Here is a 21,222-nt window from a genome sequence, read left to right as displayed (position 1 = left end):
AGTTTGCAGGGGGTTAGAGCTGGGGCTTGCCGACGGTGTTGCGGAGCAGTCCCACCTTTTCGATGTCGATTTCCACCGTGTCTCCCGGTTCCAGCCAGACAGGTGGGTTCCGCTTGGCACCGATGCCCTGCGGAGTTCCCGTGGCAATGACGTCGCCTGGTTCCAGGGTGAGGAAACCCGAGAGGTAGGAGACGACCCGCGCGATCGGGAAGATCTGGTAGCTGGTGTTGGAGCGTTGCACTTCGATGCCGTTGACGCGGGTGGCCAACTCCAGGTTCTGGAGATCGCCCACTTCGTCCAGAGTGACCAGTGCAGGACCCCACGGGGTGGAACCGTCCACTGCCTTGCCTGCCAGCCACTGCGTGCCGCGGTACTGCAGGTCGCGGGCGGTGACATCGTTCAGCGGGGCCACTGCGGCTACGTAGCCGAGTGCTTCTTCTGCGGAAACTTCGCTGGCCCTGCGACCGATCACCACGGCGAGTTCACCTTCAAAATCGAGGTTTTTGCTGACCCTGGCGCCGCCGATGTCGTCGTCGGGCCCCACCATGGTGGAGGCGAACTTGGCGAAAACGTCCGGGTACTCCGGGAACGCACGGCCGGTCTCTGCGACGTGGTCTTTGTAGTTCAGTCCGATGCACAGCACCTTGGAGGGGTCCGGTACGGGTGTGGTCAGGCGTACATCGGCCCTGGCCCCCACATGGGCTTCCGGGTCGTGGCCGGCCAGGGCGCTGATTTCGGCTGACACGGCCTCGAGCCGGTCGCCATACAGTTCCAGAAATTCCCGGACGGACGTGGTGGCTCCGTGCACTGCCTGGCCGGAACCCTGCAGGAGCAGCTCCAGGTCGTAGACAGTGTCCTCGATCAGGACACCGCCGCGGGTGCCGGATTCGTGTTCATAGGAAACGATCTTCATGGCTACTTGGCACCTTCCGTCGCGGGAGCCTGCGAGGCCACAGCCAGGACGGCGTCGGCCAGGCGGTCTGCGATGTCGGCCACCACTTTCTCGTCCATAGGCGTGGACAGGGATAGCAGGTTGGCCGGGGAGCCAAGCAGTCCGCGCTCGTAGGAGGCCCACCACAGGGTGTGCTGGGTGTGCTCGTCCACCTTCTCCGCGCCGGCCGGAACGGCGCGGAGGAGCGAGCCACGGCCACGGATCTCCCAGCCGGCGTCGGCCACCCGGGAGTTCACCGTTTCGCGGGCGGTATCGCCCAACTGGTTCAGGCGCTTGACTTCATCCTGGGTATAGAGGCGAAGGGCAACGGCACCGGCGGCCATGCTGACCGGGTTGCCGGAGAACGTACCTCCGTGCGGCAGGCTCCCGGGACGGGTCGGGTCAACCTCCGCCATGAGCCCGGCCTTGCCGCAAACAGCACCGACGGGGAAGCCTCCGCCGATGAGCTTTCCCGTGGTCAGCAAGTCCGGGGTAACCCCGTACTCGCCGCTGAAGCCGTTGTAGCCAAGGCGGAGGCTGATGACCTCGTCGATGATCAGGACGATGCCGTAGCGGGTAGCCAGTTCCCGGGCGGTGCGGACGAATTCCTGGTTGATCGTCAGGAGCCCGGCTCGGTTCGGCAAGAGATCCAGGATGATGGCGGCGTATGCCTCCGGAGCGGATTCAACCGCCTGACGCAGGAATTCGACGTCGTTCAGCGGCACCGCAGTGACGTCGTCGATCACCCCGCGGGTGACGCCGCGCTGGTAGGAAGGACCGCCGGGAACCAGGGCAACCTCGGAGGTGCCGTGGTAACCGCCTTTGGTAACGATGACCTTTTCGCGTCCGGTGCTGGCCCTGGCAATACGGATGGCGGACATGACGGCCTCGGTACCGGAGTTCGCGAACCGCACCTGGTCCAGTTCCGGCAGGCGGCCCAGCAACAGTTCCGCCAGTTCCCATTCGTAAAGGTTGGGGATACCCCAGCTGGCGCCGCTGGTGAGGGCCTTGGTGGCGGCCTCGGTGATGTCAGGGTGGGCGTTGCCGTGGATCAGCGACGTGAAGTTGTTGTTTGCATCGATCAGCTCGCGGCCGCGGTCATCCCACACCCTGCAGCCCTCACCCTTGATCGCGTAGGGGCTCGGAGCGCCGGTGTAATAGGTTGAGCGCCCGTAACCGCCCGGCAAGAGCGGAAAGCCCCGCGGTCCCCGGCGCAGGTGCGGGTCCTCGACCGGGTTCTGCACCTCAAGCGTTTGTTCCAGATGGTTGGTGGTTGCCAATTCAGGTTTCTCCAGTCTTTTCAGTTCACAAGTCTTTTCAGCTCACGGGACATATCAGTTCACGAGGTCAATGAGGGGCCGGCCCGTCAGCGCAAGGCGGACCCGTTCCACGGCACCGTCCTGCAGGGCCCCCGTGGACCGGTTTGAACGCCAGGCGATGTGCGGGGTGAGGATAGCGTTGGGCGCAGAACGAAGCGGGTGGTCCGCGCCAAGGGGCTCCTGGGCGAACGTGTCGATGCCGGCGCCGGCGATATGCCCCGAGGACAACGCCCCGGCCAGCGCGACTTCATCGATGAGGCCGCCGCGGGACACGTTGACGATCACAGTGCCTTTGCGCATCGCGGCGAGGACGTCCGTGGAGATGAGGTTCGCGGTGTCCTCATTCAGCGGCAGGTGGAGGGAGACGACGTCGGAATTCCCAAGGATGGTTTCCAGTCCGGCCATGTCCACGAAGCTGTCCGTAACGAACGGATCGTACGCGCGGACCCGGGCCCCTACAGCTGCGTACATGCGGGCAACGTGCTGCCCGATGCGGCCCATGCCCAGGACACCGACTTCAAGCTCGGACAGCACAGGGGTGTCGTAACCGATGGTGCCGGCCCAGCCGAGGTTGTTGATCGCCGCGTTCCCGGCTGGCAGGCGACGAGCCAGTGCCAGGCCCATGGCGAAGGCGTGGGAGGCAACTTCTTCCGAGGCCGTACCGGGGACGATGGAGACCGGGATGCCCGCCTCGGTTGCTGCGGCAACGTCGATGTTGTCGTAGCCGATTCCGTAGCGGATGACTGCCCGGCATTTGGTCATCGAAGGGAAGTCCGAGGCAGTGAGCTTGGCGTAGGGGGTGATCATCACGATGTCGGCTTCGGGCAGGGCCTCACGGAAGGCTTCCGTGTCTGCCGCCGGCTTGAGTGTGTAGCCGAACTCCGCCGCGAGCGCGTGCTCGCGGTCCAGGTCCGGGAAATGGTGGGGGGCCACAAGAATGGTTCCCTGGGCATCGCGGGTCATAGTGTGTTCGTCCTGTTCGTCGTCGTACCCTCGGTCGCTGCCGGCCACTCCTTGGGGCGGCCGGCGTCGGGTGATTTCCAGTACAACGCGGGAACAAGTCGCCGATCCGTACCAGATCGAGACACCGCCGTGGGACACGTGTCCCACGGCGGGGCGGCCGCACGTGCAGGAGCCGGCCATCGCGAGGATGGCCGGCTGGTTCAAGCAGGGCTGGTTGTTATCCCGTCCAGGGGTCAGAGGTCGAAACCGCGGCTGCGGAAGTAGTCCATGCGGCGATAGAGGGTGGATCGTCCGATCTGCAGGGTTTCAGCGGCAAGGCTGCGGTTGCCCTTTGCTTCCTGGAGTGCCGTTCGCAGTTCGCTGAGCTCCGCATCCTCAAGGCGGGAGAGCCGGCCCTTCGTCAGGACGCGGTGGAATCCCTGTGGCAGATCGTCAGCTGTGACCTCGGCGCCTTCGGCCCGTTCAACGGCATTGGAGACGACGGCCCGCAACTGGTCGATGTTCCGGGGCCAGTCAGCATGCGTGAGGGTGGTGATCAGCCTGCGGGACAGCCGCCTCTCCCCCAGTTCCTCGGCGATGGCGTTGGCGAGGTGCGGGATGTCTTCGCGCCTGTTGCGCAGGGGCGCCACGGAGATCTCAAGGACGTCGAAGGCCTCCGAGAGCAGGAGCGTGGCATCCGTGGGACGCGTGAGGGTGAAGATTAGTTTGGTGTTGGAGTTTGCCCGCAGATGGTGTGCTACCTCCGTTGCTTCGTTCTGCGACAGCTCATCGGCGTGCTCCACGATCAGCGTGGCCGGAAGTTCGGTAGCTACCCGGTGCAGGACGTCCCTCAGGTTGGGGTTCCTCAGGTCTGCGCCGCGGGCATCGACCACCATCTGGCCGCCGCGTAATGATGCGATGGCGTTGGCCAGGCGTAGTTTTCCGCTGCCCAGCTCACCGATCAGGACCACCGAACGGTCCTGGTCCACCGCTTTCCGGGCAAGGTTGAGCGTGCGCTTGAATTCCGTACTCGTGCCGTTAAGGTGCTTCAGGAGCCTTTCAGCTGTGGGCTGCGGCGCTGCTTCCAATGTCAGGGCGCCTCTCGCGGCGCCTGCCCGTTGTTCCTTGCCGGGTGCATGCGGGCGGACCACGACTATTGCTCCCACGTTGGCCGCGGACAGGGTCACGGGAGAGATCTCCAGGGTGGACACCCCGGGGCCCTGAAGCATCACTTCGCAGTTCATGTCACGTCCGGAGGACATGACTGCCTTGGCGTAGCCGGAGATAATCGAGAAATCGTTGTCTGCCAGGGCGGCGGTGGCGGCGGCATTCTGCAGGGAATTCTTGCCGTCGACTGCTATCACAGGGCGGTTCCCCCGGCGCCGTGAAACCCTCAGATACTCGCTCAGGAGCGCCCTTTCCTTGGACGAGGTCCGTACTTCAATGTCCCGCTCGATCCGCGAGGCAACACCCTCAAGCATCAGCAGCGTAGAGGACGGCTCCAGGCTGGGTACCCGGTTGGCGGGAAGGGTGAGGCCTATGACTGCCCTTACACGGTTGTGGAAAGGATCCCGCACCAAGGAGGCGAAGCACCAGTTTCCGCGCATGTCCTCCCGGAAGTGTTCCTCCGGGGCCAGCCAGACACCACGGCCCTCCTCCAAAGCGAGTCCTTCACCGTTGCTGCCGCAGCTTTCCTCCAGCAGGGAATAGCCGGCCGGGAAACCGTCGTCGCGCAGGAAGTCCGCTTTGACCAGGACCCCGTTGGGGGCCGTGATGTTGACGTAACCGCCCAGATCGGCTGCCACTTCATCGAGTTTTTGCAGGTGCGGGCCCGCCGCCGCGATGGTGTACTCGTCAACGCGCCCTTCGTCATAGAACCCGCGGTCGGCGAAGGCATCCACTCCCGCAGCACGGCTGCGGTACCAGGACCGGGCCACGATCGGGCGGATGCCGCTCAGGTCGGCATGCGGTTGCATGAGGAACAGTTCGCGGACCCGGTTTGTCTCGTGAGGGGTCTCCAACGGCCAGGGGGTCAAAAGTTCAGCAGACATCGGGGCAGATCTCTTTCAGGTAAGCGTGTCAGGGAGCCAGTGCCGGGCCGGACTCGCCGGGACGGGTCTTCCGCGGGCGCCATTTAGGCAGTTTCGGACGGAAGACACGCTCCGCACTCCAGTCCTCGTTCCGGTACGCCTCATCCTCGAGCGCACGTGCGCCTATATACGCGGCAACCATGCCGGAAAGCCCGCTGCCGAACATATTGCTGGTGTTGTGAGCGGCCCCCGCGCTCGAGTTTTCAGTGACCATGGTTCGCTCCACTTCGCCGCTTTCACAGCAACGGGGCATGTGTCCCGCGCCACTTTCAGCTTACCTAACTAACAGACGTTAGGGAACATCTTTTGATAAGATTTTGCTAACGAACGGATGTTAGGATTGCGCACCATGAGCGATACCTCCTACGAAGTAGCCCGTAAGGCCTTCAAGACCCGCCTGGAAGAGTGGAACTGGGCAGGCCAGAAAGCCGGCCGGCAGAACATTCTGGAAGCGTTCCTGAAACTCGCCATAGCCCACGGCTTCAATTCGGTGTCCATGCGGACCATCGCCAACGCCGTCAACGTCAAACCGCCCAGTCTCTACTCGCATTTCCCCGAAGGCCGGGACGAGATTGTTGCCGAGTCGCTCCGCTGGCATTTTCATCGATTTGGCGTAGCACTACTCGAAGCCGTGGACCCTGCAAGAACAGCGGACGAATTCTGGGATGCCATGGTCAGGCTTCACTTCACGCGGCAGGTCAGGCTCCCCGAGAGCAATCTCTGGGACCTGCTGGTGGCAACCGACAGGATGGCGAACATCCTGCCCACGGAATTGCGCGCCCAGGTCGATGACTGGCTCTCACTCCATGAGGAGATGTATGTTGCCGCAGCACGCGACATGGGATGTGAGGACGCCGGGGAACACGTGAGGGTGGTAATGACGTTGCTCGAAGGGGCCACCCGCTGGACCCCTGCGGACTGCGGAGACGCCGAACTCGAAAAGATGGCGGACCGTGCCGTGACGTTGTCGCGGGCGATTCTCGCGGTCAAGTTTCCGGACTGACTTCGCCTCCCTTCCGCCACTTAGCCGGTTTCGCGACCCTCACGTGGTTCATCCGCGGCGTCCGGCTCAATCCCTTGCGTCCTCTCCAACAGAGTCCGCACGCCCTGCAGCATCTCAAGCTGTTGGCGATTGAGGGCCATCAGGCGTTCTATCTCGGTCTTCGCCTGGACATCTGTTTCGAAATCATGCAAGGCCATCGCGGCGGCTATGGCATCCTGGCGCTTGGCTGCGATCAGGAGGATGGCCCCTTGCAGGCCGGCCAGCATGGACAGGAACAGGTTGAGCAGGATGAAGGGGTAAGGATCCCAGGCCCGGGTTGCGAGCAGGAAGGTGTTGATCGCTGCCCAGGCGGCCATGAACAGGATAAACAACCCGACGAACGTCCAACTGCCCATACCGTTCCGGAGGATGTCTGCTGCCCGTTCGCCCCGGGTCAGTCCTGCTTTATGTTGCCCATGCCACGTGATCCGGTGATCAGTCATGCGCACAGCTTAGGCTTTGTGCCTGCAGCCTGGAATGATGACGGGGGCCTGTCCCGCCGAACGCCCCTAGTTGGCCGGATCGGTCCAGGCCCAGTCCTTCACCTCCGGCATGTCCTCGAAATGCTCCCGGATGTAGGTGTTGTGCGCCTGCAGCATGGACTCGCAGTGCCCCAGCAAGTCCTCCGCCCCCGCAAGGTTTCGCGGTGTGCGGCGCAGCGCTTCGATCACCAGGTGGTATCGGCTGACTTTGTTCAACACCACCATGTCGAACGGCGTGGTGGTTGTTCCTTGTTCGTTGTAGCCGCGCACATGGAAACGTTCCGGCCGGGTTCGCCCGTGGAGCAGCTGATGCAGCGCCCGTGCATAGCCGTGCCATGCCATCACCACATCCACGTCCGAGGTGAACAGCTCTTCGAACGCATCCTGTGACAAGCCGTGTGGATGGACATTCGGCGGAGTCAGCGCCATGGCATCAATGACATTGACCACCCGGAGGCGAAGCTCCGGGACATGGCGACGGAGCAGCCAGGCGGCCGCCAGCGCCTCTTGCGTGGGCACGTCACCGGCGCAGGCGAGTACGACGTCGGGACGGTCACCATCCGCGGCAGGCGTATCTGATTTGGTGCCCGCCCAGTCCCACACGGACGCCCCGGCTGCTGCGTGCTTGCGCGCTTCCTCCAGTGACAGGTACTGCGGGTGCTCCTGTTTGTCGATGACTACCAGGTTGACGTAGTCCTTGCTCTTCAGCACATGCTCACCAACGGCCAGGAGGCTGTTGGCGTCCGGGGGCAGGTACACGCGCACCACCGAGCCGGACAACGACAATACCGAGTCGATGAGCCCCGGCCCCTGATGGCTGAAACCGTTGTGGTCGTTGCGCCAGCACGTGGAGGTGAGCAGGATGTTGAGGCTGGGAACCGGCGCCCGCCACGGAAGGTCACGGGAGTGCTGAAGCCACTTGGCATGCTGGATGGTCATGGAGGCGCTGACCATCGCGAACGCCTCGTAACTGGCAAACAGGCCGTACCTGCCGGTCAGGAGGTACCCTTCCAGCCACCCCTGGCAGAGATGCTCCGAGAGGACTTCCATGACCCTCCCGTCCGCCGAGACGTGCTCCAGTGTCCCGGCCGCCTGTTCCGGCACCACAAGGCAACGGTCGGTGGCTTCGAACACTGCTCCGAGCCGGTTGCTGTTCGTCTCGTCCGGGCAAAACAGCCGGAAGCGTGGATCATCGGCGGTCTGTCGGTAGGTGTCCCGGAGCAACTCCCCGAACGGTGCGGTGCTGTGGACCTTCACCTGGCCACGAGGCATTGCGTCGACGGCGTACGGGCCCGCATCCGGCACCGGGAGTTCCCCGCCACCGATTCCCCGCGACGCCGGAAGCGCGCCCATCCGCAAAGGTGCATCAGGCAGCAGTGCGGCGAGTTCGGCAACCAGCCGCCCGTCGTCGTCGAACAGCTTCTCCGGGCGGTAGGACCGCAACCAGGACTCCAGCTGGGCAAGGTGCCGGGGGTTTTCGCGAACGGTCGGGAGCGGAACCTGATGGGACCGGAAGGAGCCTTCGACTGGTTGGCCGTCCACTTCCCGCGGCCCTGTCCAGCCCTTGGGCGTCCGCAAGACGATTGCCGGCCAGCGCGCCGGGCCCGTCACCCCCTGTTCCCGGGCCTCGGCCTGGATCCCACGGATCCTTCCGTAGGCCCCGTCCATGGCCGACGCCAGCGAACGGTGGACTGCGCCGGGATCGTCACCGGAGACCACCACCGGCTCCCACCCCTGGGCCCGAAGAAGCGCCGCGACCTCGGCATCCGTGCGGCAGCCGTGAACGGTGGGGCCTGAGATCTTGTATCCGTTCAGGTGGAGGATGGGCAGCACCGCCCCGTCCCTCGCCGCGTTCAGGAAGTTCGGCGCCTTCCACGAGGCCTCCAGGGGCCCGGTTTCCGCCTCGCCGTCTCCCACAACGCAGGCCGCAATCAGCTCCGGGTTGTCCATCACGGCGCCGGTGGCATGCATGAGCGAATATCCCAGCTCGCCGCCTTCGTGGATCGACCCCGGAGTAGCGGGACCAACGTGGCTGGAAATCCCGCCCGGGGTGGAAAACTGCCTCACCAGGCGCCGCAAGCCCTGAAGATCCTGCCCCACCTCCGGATAGACCTCGGAGTAGGTGCCCTCCAGATAGGTATTGGCCACGACGGCGGGACCTCCGTGACCGGGTCCGGTCACGAAAAGTACGTGGGCGCCGGTGCGCCGGATGACCCTGTTCAGGTGGGCGTAAATCAACGAGATCCCGGGACTGGTCCCCCAGTGGCCCAGCAGCCTGGGCTTGATGTGTCCGGGACGGAGCGGTTCGCGCAGGAGCGGGTTGTCCATCAGGTAGATCTGGGCAACGGTGAGGTAGTTGGCCGCAGCCCAGTACCTGTTGAGCAGTTCCAAATCCTCTGCAGTATCCCTGACGCTATCGACCATCTCATGACCTCATTTCTTATCGGATCCCAGCAGGGAAGCCGTCGACTCAGCGATGGCCCGTTCTTCGTCACTGGGTATGACCAGAACAGGAACAGCGGATGCGGTGGCACTGACGGTCCGGATACCTGTTCGATCGGACTGGTTGGCGTCCTCATCCTGGTTGGCGTCCTCATCCAGGGCGTAGCCCAGCGGCCGAAGCCACTCGAGGGTGGCTGCCCGGTACAGGGCCGAGTTCTCGCCGATTCCCCCGGTGAAAATGACCGCGTCCGGGCCTCCGACCGCCATGGCGTACGCGGCAATGTACTTGGCAAGCCGGTAGCTGGACGCCTGCACGGCAAGGACAGCTCCCGGGTCGCCTCGATGGAAACCGGCCGCGATGGTGCGCATATCTGCTGTTCCTGCCAAGGACAAGAGCCCGGAACGATGGTTCAGGATGTCATCGACGTCGCTGGCTGTGGCTCCCTCACCAAGCATCAGGAGCACGAGTGCCGGATCCAGGTCTCCGCATCGCGTGCCCATCACCAGTCCTTCCAACGGGGTCATGCCCATCGACGTGTCAACACTGCGGCCGGCCTTCACGGCAGTCACCGATGCACCGTTGCCGATGTGGGCCACTACCGCATTCAAGGACCCGTTCGGTTTCGCCAGGAAGCCCTCGGCATCCCGGCAGGCCAGCTCCACGGATATCCCGTGAAAGCCGTAGCGCCGTATGGGGTGCGCCGTGTAGGCATTCTCAGGAACGGCGTACCTCGAAGCGAAATCGGGGATGGAACGGTGAAAGGATGTGTCGAAGACGGCCACTTGGGGCAACCCGGGCCACAGATCCGCAGCAGCTTCCATGCAATCGGCGCTTGACGCATTATGGAGCGGGGCCAACGTCCCAAGGCTCCGGATCATCGCAATGACATCGCTGGTGACGGAGACAGGTGAGGTGTAACTTTCCCCGCCGTGGACCACCCGGTGCCCGATCGCATCCGGTCGGCCAAAGTCCCGCTCGACCTCCTGCAGCACCCGGCGCAAGCTCCCGCCCCGGTCTTCCTGATCATCGGCCCACTCCAACTGCCCCGAGTGCAGGACAGCGTTGCCGGTGGGGGTGCCGGCTTTCTCCCGCAGATGGTATTTCAAGGATGAGGAGCCCGGATTGAGGACAAGGACGCGCATGGGATCCTTCCACAGGGGCCTTGGGACAGGAAAGCACTCTCCGGGAGACCCTATCCCGGAAAGAGGCCCATGTCAGGACCTTAGGCCCCTTGCGGGCTGATTGCGGCCGGTCAATAGTGGTGATCATGACTTCGGAGATGCAAACGGAACCTTCCAACAGGCACGTGGTGGCTGCGCTCGACGGTTCCGTCGCCGGCAGCTTCGTGGCAGACTGGGCGGCCGCACGGGCACACGCCATGGGCGATCGGCTCACCTTGGTTCACGTCGTTCTTCCCGTCTGGGTCTTCCAAGTGCCCGACGAGCACACCCTCGCCCTCAAACGGGCCGAAGACCTGCTCGGGAGCGAAGCCGGAAGGGTCCACCAGGTGTATCCGGACCTGGAGGCAGCTACGACAATTGCCACCGGAGAACCTGCCGAGGCACTCTCCGCCCTGTCCCTGAAGGCGGGACTGATGGTGGTCGGCACAGACCGCGGCCCCGGCACCGAAGGCGAAGGATTCGGATGCGTCAGTTTCCAAGTGGCCGTGACCAGCCGATGCCCGGTGGCTGTCATCCCCCACAACGCGCCGGGGCAATCTTCGGGCGTAGTGGTTGGCGTGGATGGATCACCGGATGCGGCCGGTGCCCTGGAATTGGCCGCCGGAGAGGCCCGCCGGCTCAACGAAGAGCTGATCATTGTCCACGCCGTCGATCCGCACGCAGCCGGCGGAGGTGCTGATGACGTGGCCGGGAAGTCAGCGGAATGGGTGAACCGGAACTTCCCGGATATCAGCATGCGGATCCTTAGCGACCCGGTACACACCCCGGCGGAGGCCCTCACGGAGGCTTCCCGGGGTGCCCGACTGCTGGTGATCGGGCGTAAGGGCAAGGGCGGACTCTCCGTCCTGGTGGGTTCGGTCGCACAGCACATACTCCTGAATCTCCGATGCCCGACCATCCTGTCCTAACCGGCAAGGAGGGCCTCACCTCAACCGCAGCAGCTGAACTGCTGCGGGCAACCGGTCCGAACGTGCTGCCGACTGCCAGGAAGGTTCCACAGTGGCGGAGGCTGCTGGCCGAACTTACCCATTTCTTTGCCCTGATGCTGTGGGCCGCCGCAGCCCTGGCCTACATCGCAGGCATGCCGCAACTATGCATAGCAATCATCGTGGTGGTGATCGTCAACGGCCTCTTCGCCCACATCCAGCAAGAACGCGCCCAGCACGCCGCCGAACGGCTGCAACGGCTCCTCCCTGCCGAGGTCAGCGTTCGCCGCGACGGCACGATCCGGACCGTGCATGCCAGCGAACTCGTGCCCGGCGACGTCGTGGTTCTTGCGGCCGGGGACCGCCTTCCGGCAGATATCCGGTTCCTGGAAGCTGCCGGATGCACGGTGGATGAATCAATGCTCACCGGTGAGAGCGTGGTGATCCACAAAGCGGCGGGACAGGAGGGCTGGGGCGGAACGTTCATGGTGAACGGCGACGCCGAGGGTTTGGTGACCGCGACCGCCGGGCGCACCAAACTGGCCGGGATAGCGGCCCTCACCAGTGACACCAAATCCCCTCCCACACCCCTGACACTGGAGCTGCGAAGGATCGTGCGGCTCATCGCCCTGGTTGCCCTGGCGGTTGCGGGGCTGTTCTTTGTGGTCTCCCTCCTGGTCGGGATCCAGTGGCGCGACTCCTTCCTTTTTGCCATTGGCGTGGCCGTGGCCCTCATACCCGAGGGACTCCTGCCCACCGTCACTCTCTCCCTGGCCATGGGCGCACAAAGAATGGCCGCGAAGCAGGCGCTGGTACGGAACCTCGAGGCCGTTGAGACACTGGGCTCCACGACGTTCATCTGCACCGACAAAACGGGCACCCTGACGCAAAACCGGATGAACGCCGTCGAGGTTTTCACACCGGCCGGAACCGTGAAGGTTGAAGGAGAGGGCTACGAACCGGAGGCGCAGGTCAGCGGCGAAGCCGTCTCTGCGGCCGCCCGAGCTGCCTTCTGCGCGCGCACCGCATCGCAGGGCCGGGCCGTGCTGCGCGATGGCCAATGGACCTCATCCGGAGACCCCATGGAAGCGGCACTGGATGTGCTGGCCCGCAGGCTTCCAGAGGCCGGGCCCCCTTCGGCGAAGGGATCCACGGACCGGCCGCCGGAAAAGCGGTTCCCGTTCGATGCTGTACGGCGCAGGGAGTCGGCCGTCATGGGCCCTGTCCTGTACGTGAAAGGTGCTCCCGAGTCCGTCCTTCCACTGTGCACCTCAGTAGATGCCGAGGCCTTGGCCGCCGAGGTCGAAGCCATGGCCTTGCGCGGGTTGCGGGTGATGGCAGCCGCCCGCAGACAGCTTCCGGGCTCCCCCGCTGACTGGCTCGGACGGAGCGCAGCCGAAGCCGAGCAGGAGTTGGAGTTCCTTGGCCTGATCGGACTGCATGATCCGCCGCGGGCCGGAGTCGGCGACGTCATTGCCACGGCCCGGCACGCAGGTATCCGCATTGCGATGATCACAGGCGACCACCCGGTGACCGCCGGCGCCATCGCAACGGAGATCGGCCTGATGGGCCCGGACCGCCTGGTGGTCCAAGGCTCGGATCTTCCGGAGGACGAGCAGATGCTCGGTGCCCTGCTGGACCGGGACGGGGTGGTGGTCAGCCGGGTATCGCCCGAGCAAAAACTGCGCGTCGCCAAGGCACTGCAGTCCCGCGGCCATGTGGTTGCCATGACCGGCGACGGCGTCAACGATGGCCCGGCCCTGCGGCAGGCCGACATCGGGGTGGCCATGGGCCTCAGTGGCACCGACGTGGCCCGTGAAGCGGCGGACCTCGTCCTCCTGGACGACCACTTCGCCACCATTGTTGCCGCGATCGAGCAGGGCCGTGCAACGTATGCCAACATCCATCGGTTCCTGACGTACCACCTCACCGATAACGTGGCGGAACTGGCCCCGTTCGTCATCTGGGCGTTGTCAGGAGGGCAGTTCCCCCTGGCCCTGGGCGTGCTTCAGATCCTGGCTCTGGACATTGGCACGGACCTCCTTCCCGCGCTCGCGCTCGGTGCCGAGTCGCCGGGGAAGCGCGTGCTTCAGAGGCCACCCGAGAAGAGGCACCTCATGGATCGCCAACTCATGCTCCGGGCATTCCTCATCATGGGGCCCACGGAAGCCTTCATCTCCATGGCGGCGTTTACCACCGTGCTGGTCTCCGGAGGCTGGACCAGGACTGAACCCCTGGACCCCGGCCTCCTCATGACCGCCTCCGGAGCCGCCTTTGCCGCGGTTGTCATCGGTCAAATGGCCACGGCATTCGCTTGCCGCAGCGCCACCACCCCGCCTTGGCAGCAAGGGTGGTTCACGAACCGCCTGCTGCTGTGGGCGGTCGCTGCCGAAATTGTTGCCCTGGCCGTCTTCTTGTTCCTGGCTCCGGTGGCAGGCCTCCTTGGACAGGCGCCGCCCACACCAGCCGGATGGATCATCGCCATTCTCGCTTTCCCGGCGGTCCTCGCGGTCGACCTGCTGTACAAGAGGCTGCGGCACCCGGCCGGGCGGTCATTGGCGATGCATGCCATTAGGCCCTAGCGTGCACCGAAAACCGCAACAAAGCTTGTCCCATGAACTCACCAAACAGCCCCCGGAGAATCATCGTCGGCGTGGACGGGTCGGAATTCTCATCGAAAACCTTGACCATGGCAGGGCGGGTTGCCCCGGTTTTTGGCGTGCCGCTCGAGGTGCTCACCTGCATCGGCATGTCCGACTACTACCTGACGTCGCGCTTTGAGCAGGAACTGACCAAGTTCACCTCTGAGCTCGAGGAAACCGCCAGGCGGATGGCCGAAGAGGCCGTGGATCGTGCCTTCGCCGGAAACCGGCCTGCCGACCTGACTGTTACGGTCAAGTTCGGCGAGCCGGCAAAGGTCCTGGTGGAGGAAAGCAATGACGCCCTGATGTTGATCATTGGCCGGCACGGTGGCGGTGGCTTCCTGGGGCAGGCGATCGGTTCAGTCAGCAGGGCCTGCGCCGCCCATGCCCACTGTCCCGTGCTTCTGGTAGGGGCGGACGACGTGCTGCCTTAATCAGCCGTTGGCCTGGTCAGCACTAGGCCGGGTCACCCTTGGGCCGGGTCACCCTTGGGCCTGTACGGCCGTGATGGCCACGGTGTTGATGATGTCCTCCACCGAGGACCCCCGGGAAAGATCATTGATGGGCTTGCGCAGGCCTTGAAGAATAGGTCCGACGGCGATTGCGCCGGCCGAGTGCTCAACGGCCTTATAGGTGTTGTTGCCTGTGTCCAGGTCGGGAAAGATGAAGACCGTCGCCTTCCCTGCCACTGTGGACGACGGCAGCTTGGTGCTCGCGATCCGGACGTCCACCGCAGCGTCATACTGGATGGGGCCCTCCACCGGGAGGCCCGGCCGGGAAGCCCTCACCAGGGCCGTTGCTTCACGGACTTTGTCCACGGACGTGCCGGCTCCGGACTCACCGGTGGAATAGGAGAGCATGGCGACTCTGGGCTCCACACCAAAGCGTTCCGCCGTTTCAGCTGAGGCAATCGCGATCCTGGCCAACTCCCCGGCCGTGGGGTCGGGGACCACTGCGCAATCCCCGTAAACAAGCACCCTGTCCGGGAACAGCATGAAGAACACCGATGACACCACTTCCTGCGGATCGTCTCCCTTGATGAACTCCAAGGCGGGACGGATGGTGTTCGCCGTCGTGTGTGCCGCTCCGGACACCATGCCGTCCGCGCAGCCCAACCGGACCATCATCGTCCCGAAGTAGGCGGCGTCAAGCATGATTTCGCGTGCCCGTTCCATGATCATGCCCTTGTTGGCCCTGAGCTTGCAGTACTCCCGGGCAAAGCGCTCACGGTCAGGTGAGGTGGCGGGATCAATGACGGCAAGGTCCCCGAGTTCGATCCCTTGCGTGGCAGCCAGCTCGCTGACCACTTCCGGCCTGCCAAGCAGCGTCAGCCGGCAGACGTCGCGGCGCCGCAGGATGTCGGCTGCCCGCAGGATCCGAACGTCCTCTCCTTCGGCCAGGACAACATGGCTTGTCCGTTGCCGGGCACGTTCAATCAGGTCGTTGAAGAAGCGCAGCGGGGTGATGGTGGATGGGCGGGGCAGCGCCAGCTCTTTCAGCAGGTCCGCTTCGGGGATGTGGCGTGACCACAGGCCCAGGGCGGCGGCAACCTTGCGTTTCCCTCCTGTGTGGATTTCGCTGCGGACGCTCGCCGCACCCTGCGCCACGGAGTACAGGTCTCCGCGCTCAAGGAAGACCGGAAAAGGGGCCCCCTCCAGCAGCCGCTTCACATGCGGGGAAGGTTGCAGGCCATCTGTCAGGATCATCCCTCCAGGGCTCGGCAGATCCGGTGCCCACGCCGACGCCAAACAGGCAAGGATGATGTCCGTACGGTCCCCCGAAGCCAGGACCATGTCTCCGGTCTGCACGGCGGGAAGGAAGTCGTCAGCGCCCATCCCTGCAACACGGATCCGGCGGATATCCCGGTCCCATTCCTTGCTGCCGGTACTTGGTACCAGCTGAAGCGACTCTGCGATGTCGGCGACGGTAGGCGTGGAGATTTCAGCTACCTCGGGGATGAGGTAGCAGGGAACGTCCGGGGCCGCTTCCCGGAGGGCTTGCTCCACCCGTTCTTCCGTGCCGGGTTCCACCCGGTTGACCACAACAGCCAGCACGGAACAACGCGCTGCCTTGAACTGCTTGAGGGCTGTGGCGACAGACTCCCCTATCCGGGCCGGCGGGACTCCCCGGCCACCGACCACTGCCAGGACGGGCAGTCCCAGGTTGCTGGCAAGGGCGGCGTTCAGTTCGAACTCCCCCGCCGCATCGGGACTCCGAAGGTCGGAGCCATCCACCACGACGGCATCGCAACCACGGGACAAGCGGTTGTAGATCCCGATCATGCGTGACACGAGCTCGTCCTGCTGCCCTGACCTCGCTTCGGCCAAGGCGACGGGCGTTGTTGTTCCAGCCTTGCTCCGCGAGGCTCCCAGCTCGTACAGCCGCCGCAGCAACAGGACTACAGGATCATCGTCGACGGCGCCTCCAGCCACCAGCGGGCGGAAGAACCCCAGGCGCCCGGCGTGGCGATGAAGTGCGTCCACCATGCCCAGCACTGCCAGTGACTTTCCGGACCCGGGCCCCGCAGACGCAATGTAGAGTCCCTGCACCATGCGGTCTCCTTTCCTGGCATGCGGTCAATTCCGGTGAGTCCAGCATTTCCTGTGACTTCAAGGGTGACGGGCAGGCGGTGATAAAGCCAGAAAGAATCCCGCCCCGTGGCAGCGCCGGGGACCTTGGACCCTGTTAGGCGTCGGCGCCTGTCCCTAGGATCGCAAGTACCCCAGGTGCAGGCCACCGGTCGCGCCGCCCCATCCCTTACAGGAGGACAATGCCCATGGAAACCGACGAGCGCCCAGGCAGGATCTTGTCCGACGATGAGTCATGGAGCGTCCTGCAAAGGAACCAGCACGGCCGCCTCGCGGTCAGCGTGTTGGGAGAGCCGGACATCTACCCGCTGAACTTCATCGCGGACCAGGGCAGGTTGCTGGTGCGGACCAACCCGGGAACCAAGCTTGCTGAGCTGACGGTCAACGAGAAAGTCGCCTTCGAAGTCGAGGAAATAGGCGACGGCGAGGCGTGGAGCGTTGTCATCAAAGGCACGGCACGCGTCATCGAGTCCCAGTCGGAAATCGACGAGGCGGACAAGCTCCCCCTGAAACCATGGATTCCTACCCGGAAGTACACCTACGTGGAGATCCGTCCTACCCGCGTGCACGGCCGGCATTTTGAGCTGGGGGACGAACCCGAGCGCTACTAGGTCCCGCTCCCTGGGGGCGGGACCCCCGGGGCTGCTTCCTTCCCAGCGCCCGCAGCGCATTGAGTATGGTGGCCAGGTCGACCAGTTCCTGCAGCAGCGCCCCTGCCACGGGCACAATGAAACCCCAGGAAGCGAACACCATCAGGACCAGGCTCAGCAGAATACCCGTCCAGATACTGGTGCGGGCAATGCGCAGGGTGTACTGCCCGACGTCGACCGCCACCGCCACCTTGGAGAGGTCATCGAGCAGGATCACCACGTCCGCTGACTCGCTCGCCGCGGTGGCACCGCGCGCGCCCATGGCAATTCCGACGTCGGCCGCTGCCAGGACCGGGGCGTCGTTGACGCCATCCCCGACCATCATGACCGGGCGCGTCTTCAGCCCGGCGACCGCCCTGACTTTGTCCCCGGGGAGGCACTCGGCAAGCACCGTTTCCATTCCTGCCTGGGCGGCGATGCTCCGGGCGGTGCTCTCGGCGTCGCCGGTCAGCAACAAGGATTCCCGGACACCAAGGTCCCGAAGCTTCTCCAGGGTGTCCACGGCGTTGACCCGCAAGGGATCGCTCATGATGAGGGTCCCGGCATACCTTCCGTCGACGCCCACGTAGATGGCCAACTGGCCGCCGGCCAGTTCGGACTGTTCAAAACCCGTGGTCTGCTCGCGGACGAACGCAGCTTTTCCGACCACCACGTCGTGGTAGCCCACGCGGGCGGCGACGCCGTTGGTGGCGTGCTCGGTGGCCGCCGTCGAAGGCAACAGCGGCAGTCCGCGCTCGGCAGCCGACGCCATGACCGAGGTCGCAAACACGTGGGAGGAGAACTGTTCAGCCGAGGCAGCCAACTGCAGCAGCGTCTCTTCGCTCGGTGAATCCGACCCGGCACGCCTGACGGCCACGAGGGTGGGTTTGCCGGCCGTCAGCGTCCCGGTCTTATCAAAGACAGCCGTCCTGACCTTGCTGAGCTGCTCAAGGGTCCCTGCGTTCTTGATGATCACCCCGGCCTTGGCGGCCCTGCTGGTCCCGGCAAGGAAGGCTACCGGGGCGGCAATAAGGAGCGGGCAGGGAGTAGCGACCACCAGCACCTCAACAAATCGCACGGGATCGCCGCTGATGAACCAGGCAAGGCCGGCCATGGCAAACGCCACCACTGTAAAAGGGATGGCGTACCTGTCAGCCAAACGGACTGTAGGGGCCCGGCTGGCAGCCGCTTCCTGGACCAAGGCGACAATTTGGCTGTACTGCGATTCCTTGGCGGTGGCAGTCGCTTTGATGCGCACGGCCGCGGGCCCGTTGACCGTGCCGCTCAGCACGGAACCGCCCCGGGACCGTTCGACGGGCAGGCTCTCGCCGGTCAGTGCTGATTCATCGAAGCTGCCCGCCTCGGACAACAGTTCGCCGTCCACCGGAACAGTCTCTGCGGGCTTGACCAGCAATACGTCACCGGGGTTGACGTCCTCCACGGCGATGTCCACCAGGTCTCCTGAGGCCTCTACCCGGTGTGCGTTGCGCGGCGAGCGTTTCAACAGATCGGTGAGTTCCCGGGTGGCGCGGCCCTGCGCGTAGTCCTCCAGGGCTTCACCTCCGGTAAGCATGAGTACGATCACCAGCGCCGCGATGTACTCACCGACGACCACCGTTGCACCGATGGCCGTGATGGCCAGCAGGTCGATCCCCCACCGGCCGCGGAAAAGATCCTTGACCATGGAACCGGCGCGGTACAGCGCAACGGCCAGGGCAAAGATGGATGCGATGCCCTGGGCCGCGGTGTCCTGGCCACTGAGGATCAGGACAGCGACCAGTAAGCCCACCAGGAGGATCGCGCCCACAAGGGGGTACCTGCGGGCAAGGGTGAAGAGCCTGACTTCACTCATGCGCGCCACGGGACAGGACGACTTTCAGCGCTTCCGTCTCGGAGGCCCGGGAGAAGGTGTCATAGGCGTCCATGATGTTCTCGAGCGAGAAATGGTGGGTCGCGAACTTTCCGGCGGGAAGCTTCCGCTGGGCCACCAGCCTCAGCAGCATGGGAGTGGTGTTGGTGTTCACCAGGCCCATGCTGATATTGATGTTGCGGATCCACAAGTCCTGCAGGGGCAACTCAACGGGTTTGCCGTGGACACCGATGTTTGCCACGTTCCCGCCGGGCCGGACCAGTTGGAGGCACATGCCGAACGTATCCGGGATGCCTACGGCTTCGAGGGCGACGTCCACGCCGGCACCGTCGGTGAGGGCCAGCGCCTGCGACAGCCAGTCCGAGCTGGTCGGGTTGATGGTGTGCGTGGCACCAAAGTCGACGGCGCGCGCCAGGCGGCTGTCGTTGGGGTCGATGGCGATGATGGTGGCGGCGCCGCAAAGCCCCGCCGTGGCCATGGCGGCCAAACCGATAGGACCGGCTCCAACGACGGCGATGATGTCACCGGGGGCGACCCTGCCGTCGAGGACACCGATCTCGAAGGCCGTGGGCAGAATGTCCGAAAGCATCACTGCCTCATCGTCACTGACGCCTTCGGGCAGTTTATGCAGGGAGTTGTCGGCATAAGGCACCCGCACGAATTCTGCCTGCGTCCCGTCAATGAGGTGCCCGAAAATCCATCCCGTACCGGGCTGCCCTTCGTCCCCCAGGCAGTGGGAAAACAGCTGCTTACGGCAATTGCTGCAATGTCCGCACGATTTTATGCACGACACTATGACGCGGTCGCCGGGCTTGAGGCCGCTGACTGAGCTTCCCACTTCCGTCACCGTCCCCACTCCTTCGTGGCCGAGGATCCGCCCAGGCACTACGGCCGGCACATCACCTTTGAGGATGTGAAGATCCGTTCCACAAATGGTGGTGGTATCGATCCGGACTATGGCGTCGGTAGGGTGGGCAATCACCGGGTCCGGAACCTCTTTCCAGGCTTTGGCCCCGGGGCCGTCGTAGACCAGCGCTTTCATCGCATTGCCTTTCCGTGGTGCCCGTCAGCGGAATGATTCCCTACGGGCGTCATTGAGTGGTGCTTTCCAGATATCCGGACGGGTAGTGGTGAAACGCCTGCCAGTGATGGATTCCGGAATGATCCTGACGTAGTGGTTTTTACTTCCGGCCTGCCACGGCTCAAGGTCCAGCGCCTCAGCCTCCGCGAGTTCGTGGCGTTCCAGGATGACTGCTGCCCGTCCCCTGGCGACGACGCTCCAAGCCTTTGACGCTCCGGCCTCGAATCCGTCGATCTCAAGGGCGGTTGGCGCTTTCATGGCGCTCCAGTACTTTGTTCCGGCGCCCGTGCGGAAGACGATTCCCTGACCGTCAAGGACGTAGTTCACGGGGAAGATGTCAGGATGCCCCTCAACCAGGACAGCCAGGCGGCCAACGTTTGTTTGGCCAAGAAGCGCCCAGCATTCTTCGGGATCCAGGCGTTCGATGGCTGTGTGTGGGGTCGATTCCATGCCCTGACGCTAACCGTGCCGGGGCGCCCCCGTTAGGGCCGTAGGTCCCGGACCGCCCTTAGGTCCCGGACCGCCGGGCCGGGAAGTCACTCAAGTCCGGCGCGGGTGGCATCATCCAGAGGGCTCCACCAGGTCAACGGCTCGGTGATTTTGAAGCGACGCCCGGTCATCGACGTCGGAACAACCCGGATGAAGTGGTCCTTGCGGCCTGCCTGCCACGGGAAAAGCAGCAGTCCGACCGTGTCAAGGACGTCCTGGGTCAGCTTGATGCTTTCGGCCTTTCCTTTGAGCACCACGCTCCACGCCACCCCCGAAGCGGTGTCCACGCCGTCGGCCTCTACGGCTACCGGGGTGGCCCCCAAGACTGTGTGGAGTTTTGTCCCCTCACCCGTCCGGAAGACCAAGGTCCCGTGATCCACCTTGTAGTTGATGGGGAAGATGTCCGGATGGTCGCCGGCCCAGACGGCCAGCCGTCCCACCGACACGCTTCGAAGCAACTCCCAGCACTGCTTGACGTCGAGGTTTTCGATTTCGGGTACTGCACGCTTGTCCATGGCTAGACGGTAAATCCGGAAAGTGCGGTTGGACAGGGTAGAAAGGCCCGCC

18 protein-coding genes are annotated in these 21,222 nt (G+C 64.5%); 5 read left to right on the top strand and 13 right to left on the bottom strand.

The window, feature by feature from the left end; translation table 11 throughout:
- Positions 1-13: 13 nt before the first annotated feature.
- Genes OCL88_RS09210 through OCL88_RS09190 form a run of 5 tightly spaced genes read right to left on the bottom strand, consistent with a single transcriptional unit; the run spans position 14 to position 5,496 of the window.
- Complete coding sequence (locus OCL88_RS09210; RefSeq protein WP_264962296.1) at positions 14-913, bottom strand: fumarylacetoacetate hydrolase family protein; 900 nt, start codon at positions 911-913, stop codon at positions 14-16.
- A gap of 2 nt (positions 914-915) precedes the next feature.
- On the bottom strand, positions 916-2,211 hold the full coding sequence (locus OCL88_RS09205) for an aspartate aminotransferase family protein (protein ID WP_264962295.1): 1,296 nt from the start codon (positions 2,209-2,211) through the stop codon (positions 916-918).
- Positions 2,212-2,265: 54 nt separating this feature from the next.
- Positions 2,266-3,417 carry a C-terminal binding protein gene (locus OCL88_RS09200; protein WP_264962294.1) on the bottom strand — a complete coding sequence of 384 codons (1,152 nt, stop codon included), beginning with the start codon at positions 3,415-3,417 and terminating at the stop codon, positions 2,266-2,268.
- Positions 3,418-3,446: 29 nt separating this feature from the next.
- Positions 3,447-5,243: a sigma-54-dependent Fis family transcriptional regulator gene (locus OCL88_RS09195; protein WP_264962293.1), complete on the bottom strand. Its 1,797-nt coding sequence runs from the start codon at positions 5,241-5,243 to the stop codon at positions 3,447-3,449.
- 28 nt (positions 5,244-5,271) lie between these two features.
- The gene (locus OCL88_RS09190) at positions 5,272-5,496 is read right to left on the bottom strand and encodes a hypothetical protein (protein ID WP_264962292.1); all 225 of its coding nucleotides are present in this window, start codon (positions 5,494-5,496) and stop codon (positions 5,272-5,274) included.
- 135 nt (positions 5,497-5,631) lie between these two features.
- On the opposite strand from OCL88_RS09190, the gene OCL88_RS09185 reads away from it, so the two are divergent.
- Positions 5,632-6,285 (top strand): TetR/AcrR family transcriptional regulator, encoded by a 654-nt coding sequence (locus OCL88_RS09185; protein WP_264962291.1) that lies wholly within the window; start codon positions 5,632-5,634, stop codon positions 6,283-6,285.
- 20 nt (positions 6,286-6,305) lie between these two features.
- Here OCL88_RS09185 and OCL88_RS09180 read toward each other — a convergent pair whose 3' ends face one another.
- The 3 genes from OCL88_RS09180 to OCL88_RS09170 form a co-directional block, all read right to left on the bottom strand.
- Positions 6,306-6,767, bottom strand: coding sequence for a DUF1003 domain-containing protein (locus OCL88_RS09180; RefSeq protein WP_264962290.1), 462 nt, complete (start codon positions 6,765-6,767; stop codon positions 6,306-6,308).
- A 66-nt stretch (positions 6,768-6,833) separates the two neighbouring features.
- Positions 6,834-9,230 (bottom strand): phosphoketolase, encoded by a 2,397-nt coding sequence (locus OCL88_RS09175; RefSeq protein WP_264962289.1) that lies wholly within the window; start codon positions 9,228-9,230, stop codon positions 6,834-6,836.
- 9 nt (positions 9,231-9,239) lie between these two features.
- On the bottom strand, positions 9,240-10,391 hold the full coding sequence (locus OCL88_RS09170; protein WP_264962288.1) for an acetate/propionate family kinase: 1,152 nt from the start codon (positions 10,389-10,391) through the stop codon (positions 9,240-9,242).
- A 125-nt stretch (positions 10,392-10,516) separates the two neighbouring features.
- Here OCL88_RS09170 and OCL88_RS09165 point away from each other — a divergent pair, with 125 nt between their 5' ends.
- From OCL88_RS09165 to OCL88_RS09155, 3 genes are read left to right on the top strand one after another with little or no spacing between them, the layout of a single operon-like run.
- On the top strand, positions 10,517-11,338 hold the full coding sequence (locus OCL88_RS09165) for a universal stress protein (RefSeq protein WP_264962287.1): 822 nt from the start codon (positions 10,517-10,519) through the stop codon (positions 11,336-11,338).
- Positions 11,317-13,938, top strand: coding sequence for a cation-translocating P-type ATPase (locus OCL88_RS09160; RefSeq protein ID WP_264962286.1), 2,622 nt, complete (start codon positions 11,317-11,319; stop codon positions 13,936-13,938). The genes OCL88_RS09165 and OCL88_RS09160 overlap by 22 nt, the downstream gene beginning before the upstream one ends.
- 32 nt (positions 13,939-13,970) lie before the next feature.
- Positions 13,971-14,432, top strand: coding sequence for a universal stress protein (locus OCL88_RS09155; RefSeq protein WP_264962285.1), 462 nt, complete (start codon positions 13,971-13,973; stop codon positions 14,430-14,432).
- 48 nt (positions 14,433-14,480) lie between these two features.
- On the opposite strand, the gene pta is transcribed toward OCL88_RS09155, so the two are convergent.
- Positions 14,481-16,550, bottom strand: coding sequence for a phosphate acetyltransferase (gene pta, locus OCL88_RS09150; protein WP_264962284.1), 2,070 nt, complete (start codon positions 16,548-16,550; stop codon positions 14,481-14,483).
- A gap of 224 nt (positions 16,551-16,774) precedes the next feature.
- Here pta and OCL88_RS09145 point away from each other — a divergent pair, with 224 nt between their 5' ends.
- On the top strand, positions 16,775-17,197 hold the full coding sequence (locus OCL88_RS09145) for a pyridoxamine 5'-phosphate oxidase family protein (protein WP_031216469.1): 423 nt from the start codon (positions 16,775-16,777) through the stop codon (positions 17,195-17,197).
- Here the strand turns inward: OCL88_RS09145 and OCL88_RS09140 are convergent.
- The 4 genes from OCL88_RS09140 to OCL88_RS09125 all read right to left on the bottom strand — a co-directional run bounded on the left by OCL88_RS09140 (position 17,142) and on the right by OCL88_RS09125 (position 21,170).
- Complete coding sequence (locus tag OCL88_RS09140; protein WP_264962283.1) at positions 17,142-19,067, bottom strand: heavy metal translocating P-type ATPase; 1,926 nt, start codon at positions 19,065-19,067, stop codon at positions 17,142-17,144. The two genes, OCL88_RS09145 and OCL88_RS09140, sit on opposite strands and share 56 nt — an antisense overlap.
- Complete coding sequence (locus OCL88_RS09135; RefSeq protein ID WP_264962282.1) at positions 19,060-20,127, bottom strand: zinc-dependent alcohol dehydrogenase family protein; 1,068 nt, start codon at positions 20,125-20,127, stop codon at positions 19,060-19,062. The genes OCL88_RS09140 and OCL88_RS09135 overlap by 8 nt, the downstream gene beginning before the upstream one ends.
- A 24-nt stretch (positions 20,128-20,151) precedes the next feature.
- Complete coding sequence (locus OCL88_RS09130) at positions 20,152-20,616, bottom strand: pyridoxamine 5'-phosphate oxidase family protein (RefSeq protein ID WP_264962281.1); 465 nt, start codon at positions 20,614-20,616, stop codon at positions 20,152-20,154.
- 86 nt (positions 20,617-20,702) lie between these two features.
- Positions 20,703-21,170: a pyridoxamine 5'-phosphate oxidase family protein gene (locus OCL88_RS09125; RefSeq protein ID WP_021472158.1), complete on the bottom strand. Its 468-nt coding sequence runs from the start codon at positions 21,168-21,170 to the stop codon at positions 20,703-20,705.
- Positions 21,171-21,222 lie beyond the last annotated feature (52 nt).

The organism is Paenarthrobacter sp. PAE-2 (assembly GCF_026013155.1).
Taxonomy (GTDB): domain Bacteria; phylum Actinomycetota; class Actinomycetes; order Actinomycetales; family Micrococcaceae; genus Arthrobacter; species Arthrobacter ureafaciens.
Note: the sequence above shows the minus strand (reverse complement) of the source record. Positions and strands in the feature narration are given on the sequence as shown.

Excerpts from the sequence above, each read along its gene's own strand:
- OCL88_RS09210 (WP_264962296.1), bottom strand. The coding sequence starts at position 913 with ATGAAGATCGTTTCCTATGAACACGAATCCGGCACCCGCGGCGGTGTC.
- OCL88_RS09195 (WP_264962293.1), bottom strand. The coding sequence starts at position 5,243 with ATGTCTGCTGAACTTTTGACCCCCTGGCCGTTGGAGACCCCTCACGAG.
- OCL88_RS09190 (WP_264962292.1), bottom strand. The coding sequence starts at position 5,496 with ATGGTCACTGAAAACTCGAGCGCGGGGGCCGCTCACAACACCAGCAAT.
- OCL88_RS09185 (WP_264962291.1), top strand. The coding sequence starts at position 5,632 with ATGAGCGATACCTCCTACGAAGTAGCCCGTAAGGCCTTCAAGACCCGC.
- OCL88_RS09180 (WP_264962290.1), bottom strand. The coding sequence starts at position 6,767 with ATGACTGATCACCGGATCACGTGGCATGGGCAACATAAAGCAGGACTG.
- OCL88_RS09175 (WP_264962289.1), bottom strand. The coding sequence starts at position 9,230 with ATGGTCGATAGCGTCAGGGATACTGCAGAGGATTTGGAACTGCTCAAC.
- OCL88_RS09170 (WP_264962288.1), bottom strand. The coding sequence starts at position 10,391 with ATGCGCGTCCTTGTCCTCAATCCGGGCTCCTCATCCTTGAAATACCAT.
- OCL88_RS09165 (WP_264962287.1), top strand. The coding sequence starts at position 10,517 with ATGACTTCGGAGATGCAAACGGAACCTTCCAACAGGCACGTGGTGGCT.
- OCL88_RS09160 (WP_264962286.1), top strand. The coding sequence starts at position 11,317 with ATGCCCGACCATCCTGTCCTAACCGGCAAGGAGGGCCTCACCTCAACC.
- OCL88_RS09155 (WP_264962285.1), top strand. The coding sequence starts at position 13,971 with ATGAACTCACCAAACAGCCCCCGGAGAATCATCGTCGGCGTGGACGGG.
- pta (WP_264962284.1), bottom strand. The coding sequence starts at position 16,550 with ATGGTGCAGGGACTCTACATTGCGTCTGCGGGGCCCGGGTCCGGAAAG.
- OCL88_RS09145 (WP_031216469.1), top strand. The coding sequence starts at position 16,775 with ATGGAAACCGACGAGCGCCCAGGCAGGATCTTGTCCGACGATGAGTCA.
- OCL88_RS09140 (WP_264962283.1), bottom strand. The coding sequence starts at position 19,067 with ATGAGTGAAGTCAGGCTCTTCACCCTTGCCCGCAGGTACCCCCTTGTG.
- OCL88_RS09135 (WP_264962282.1), bottom strand. The coding sequence starts at position 20,127 with ATGAAAGCGCTGGTCTACGACGGCCCCGGGGCCAAAGCCTGGAAAGAG.
- OCL88_RS09130 (WP_264962281.1), bottom strand. The coding sequence starts at position 20,616 with ATGGAATCGACCCCACACACAGCCATCGAACGCCTGGATCCCGAAGAA.
- OCL88_RS09125 (WP_021472158.1), bottom strand. The coding sequence starts at position 21,170 with ATGGACAAGCGTGCAGTACCCGAAATCGAAAACCTCGACGTCAAGCAG.